This is a genomic window from Mycobacterium sp. (genome assembly GCF_049585075.1).
GTDB lineage: Bacteria > Actinomycetota > Actinomycetes > Mycobacteriales > Mycobacteriaceae > Mycobacterium.
Genome location: NZ_JBAUZA010000163.1, coordinates 1 through 2,453, shown reverse-complemented (window position 1 = coordinate 2,453; position 2,453 = coordinate 1). Strand labels below are relative to the sequence as shown.

At 65.0% G+C, this 2,453-nt stretch carries 2 protein-coding genes and 1 pseudogene; all 3 read right to left on the bottom strand.

Translation table 11 applies throughout. The features are described 5' to 3' along the window. Positions 1–380, bottom strand: a 380-nt coding sequence (locus tag WB785_RS07635; protein WP_424078235.1) for an MmpS family transport accessory protein, incomplete at its 3' end; no start/stop codon positions are given. 238 nt (positions 381–618) lie between these two features. Further along, positions 619–1,770, bottom strand: a pseudogene (locus tag WB785_RS07630) (HNH endonuclease signature motif containing protein); the annotation flags it as partial. Positions 1,771–1,823: 53 nt separating this feature from the next. Then, positions 1,824–2,453 (bottom strand): DUF4436 domain-containing protein (locus tag WB785_RS07625; protein ID WP_424078233.1); only part of this gene is annotated, 630 nt, incomplete at its 5' end.

The window sequence follows — 2,453 nt, the reverse complement described above, 5'->3', positions numbered from 1 at the left end:
GCCTTGAGTACCCCGTTGACAATGATTCGGCAGGCGATTTGGTCGGCATCGGTCTGCGCGACAATATTGACGTTGACGGAGGGGAGCGTCGATTTGACCATTATCAGCCTCCAGGGCAGCGTCACGTTGCCCACCCGCTGCGGCTTGCCGAAGATGTCCACGTAATTGATGTTCGCCTTCGCTCCGACGGGATCTGGCGCATGCGGGCCAGCAGACCCGTAGACGTCGTACTCGACGTGTTCCTGCATGTTGTTGCTAGTGGTCGGCCTGTTGTCGTGCGAACCAGACGAGTTGTGGGGTCGCGCGGCGCTGCACCCCACGCTGAACACCGCGACGACTGCGACGACTGTGATTTTGTAGAGCTGCTTGCGGCGCGGCATGGCGAACAACATAGTTATCGGGCGTCGCGGCGATGTGCCAAATCCACAGAAATTAGCCTTGCCAGCATTGCCAAGGGGCGGCGCAACGCGGCTTAGGCGGCTGATCTGTCGCCTCTGGTTCGACATCGGCATTGCTACGGCCTACTTGCCGCGTGCTCTCGGCGGTCCAATCACCGCACTAGCCCCCGGGTGCCGACCCCCTTGAATCACTAAAGAGTATTTAGGCCAATCGCTACTGAGTTCGGCAGTAGCACTTGAGGTTTGAGGCGTGGGTGGGCCCGCCGTCGGCATGCGCAATGGTGTGGTCCAAATCGCAGTCGTAGGCAGGGCGGTCGCAGCCGGGCCAGCGGCACGTCAAATCCCGGCAGCGCACAAAATCCGCCAACGCCTTCGACGGTAGGTAGCCGGGTTCGGGGGCGGCGTCGGCGGGGTGGACCAACGGCACCAGCTTGGATGACTTGGCCAGCTCGGCCACCAGTTCCGCAGTGATGAGCCCATCGGCGCCCACCAGTGATCCGGACGCCGAGCCGCTGCCGTCAATCGCGGCCTGGTCGGCAATCACGTGGATCACCACCGGCGTTGCCGCAGGCCGCTTTCCGGCCGCGCAGTCAGATCGCCCGCAGCGGCAGCCCAGCCGATCGGCGCCCGCGGCCAGCGCCCCCAGCGCGTCAGCGCGGCGCTGCTGGCGGTTACGCGGGTCATGCTCACACACCGTGGCCGCGAGCGCATCCAATCGCTTGTCTAAAGCGTGCGCGTCGACACTGAACATGCTGCCGCCAAGTTGAGAGACGCCACCCTCGTCGGGATCGGCGATCCAGACCTCGCGGTCGGCCTGGTGCTGCTTGCGCCGCCGCACCGCATCCGCGTCAGCCCGGGCCACGATCTTGTCGATTTGTGCCGCCAGCCGGCCCCGGGTCATCGACGGCCAGCGCGGCGCGTTGACGGCCAGCTGTTCGTCCACTGCGGCCAGCACCTCGTCGTCGGTGATCAGATCGGTGCGGTAGACGATCGTTGCGAACATCCGAAAGTCGATATCGCCGGCTTTGAACACGTCACCGACCTGGGGTAGCCGCTCACGCATGGCCCGGGCATAACGCAGCCGACTCCCGGCGAGGGCCTGACTGATCCGCAACGCCGCGGCCACCTCGGCGGCGACGGCTTCCTCGGTGTCGATGGCCCAGTCCTCGGTTTCGCTGCAGCGCGACAACCGATACCGAAACAGCTCCCCGATAGCGGCCAGCTGCGCGGCCGCCGCCCGGTTCTCGGCCCGCGTCGAGGCGCAGATCCGATCCACGATGGCGGTCGATTCGGTTGTGGTCGAGGGATGGCGGCGCTCCCAGTACTCATCGGAGCGGGCAATCATCGCCTGCCGGGCCGCTTCATCGAACATGTGTTCGAGTATGCCACAGCGGTCCGACAAAACCGCCCCGGCCTTGAACGGTGTCAGTCCCCTTGCCGGACCCAGGCGTAGACGTACAGCGCCATCGCCGTGGCCAGCGCGAGCAGCACCCACTGCACAAGGGCCTGGTCGATCCAGGACCCTGGCGGTGGGGCGCCGGGAAGGATGTTGCGCAGCGGAACGATCGCGAACAAGTTCGCCGCATACCAGGTGGCGAAAGGCGGCACGAACTTACGCCGGCCCAACGCCATCGGAATGGCGACCAGCAACGCCAAGGTCGGCAGGCTGACCAGGACCACGATGATGCCCAGGTCGAAGATCAGCGGGCCCTTGGCCCTGTGCAGGGTGATGACCGCACTGTTGTTGTGATGACCTCCGGTTTCGCTGGTGTCGGTAGAGCGCCTGACCTGCGCGTCCCAGCCGTCCATCGATCCGGTCACCTGGACAACCGCGGGTATCCGTTTGCGGTCGGCGCCGGACCCGACGAAGACATCGGCCGACTGAGGCTCGGTGCGATACGAGTCGAATGGCCAGTTACCGGGATCGCCGTGCGCCTGGATTGTGGTGCTGACTTGCGCGGGCGCTTTTCCTTTCGGAAATTGGATGTCTCCCAAGTCGTTCGCCGGATACAGCCGCACGGAAATGTCGGTGTTCAGCTCATCGAAGCGTTGGTC